This is a genomic window from Cystobacter fuscus DSM 2262, from assembly GCF_000335475.2.
GTDB lineage: Bacteria > Myxococcota > Myxococcia > Myxococcales > Myxococcaceae > Cystobacter > Cystobacter fuscus.
The window spans coordinates 1-1124 of record NZ_ANAH02000048.1; the positions used below are offsets into that span (position 1 = coordinate 1).

A 1124-nucleotide genomic window follows, 5' to 3' on the forward strand; every position below is an offset into this window, starting at 1 on the left:
TCCGTTGGCCGTGTTGACGAACCGGATGCCGCATATCTCCGTTGACCGTCCGGGCTGGCCGGATGTCATGTGGATCAACATCCACAACCGTTCGCGGAACTGCTCGACCGCACGCCCGTATCGTCGAATCGCCTCTTCCCTGTACGGCTTCGTGCTGCCGCCTGTCGGGAACCACGCCACGCTTCGACTCCTCGACTCTTCGATCCTCCCCAACACCCAACCTTCGCCTTTGCCCAACAATTCGTTGCGCTCGTCCGTCAGAAACGAATATCCGACCCGATCCTCGCTGTGATCGTCTTCCATCTTCCGCCACTCAATCTTTGGCAACCGAATCTCCCCCATTTCACTCGCCCCCCTAACCATCGATACAACTCGCCATCCCGACCCGACCCCTGATACCCATTTCGCTCCATCATCTCCAACATCGACCGCTCCGCCTCCTCTGGCCATCTTGTCCACACCGCTGCGAACCCTTCTGCTAACAACTGCCCGTGCTGACATTCTGCCGCCCCTGCCACCTTCGTGTACCGTCCCCCGTCCTCATCTGTTGCCTTCCACACCCGGCATATCGCTTGCGGCAACCCGCAACCGAAACATCCCGAAAACAACTCGAACCGCTTCTTCTCGAACAACTCCCGTTGCATATCTTCCATCCTGCTCCGCGTCCCCTTCCATCCCTCGTCTTCCTGTCGTGGACAATCAACCGGTTCCTTCCTTCCTACTGTTCCCTGGTGGCCCATGGCTAACTGCGATGCGCGTTCTTGTACATGATCGACTTCACCCTCTAAATTTCGTCCGACTGTCTTTCTCTCCTCATCCTTGTTCGATATGCCCGTTGTGCCCTTGCATGCCTGTTTGCGCATGCGTTATGGCCATATCGACGCCCATTTCGACGTCGTGCAAACGGTGCCCCCTGCCCCTACCCTGCACCTTTCCTCTATCTCCGAAACTCCTGCTCGTTTGCTTGTATAACAACATGACAACATGTGTCATGCCTCGCTCCTGTCGTTACGGTGCGTCGTTATCGGTCACACATGACCCCCAAACCCTGCTCCTGACCCGATTCGAACCATCTACCAACTCCTCCCCCTACACCATCTACCAACTCCTCCCCCTAACCATCT

At 56.9% G+C, this 1124-nt stretch carries 1 protein-coding gene; it reads right to left on the reverse strand.

What is annotated here, in order from left to right:
* On the reverse strand, nt 1–303 hold a 303-nt coding region (locus D187_RS59775), incomplete at its 3' end, for a hypothetical protein (RefSeq protein WP_211241617.1).
* Between the last annotated feature and the right edge of the window lie 821 nt (nt 304–1124).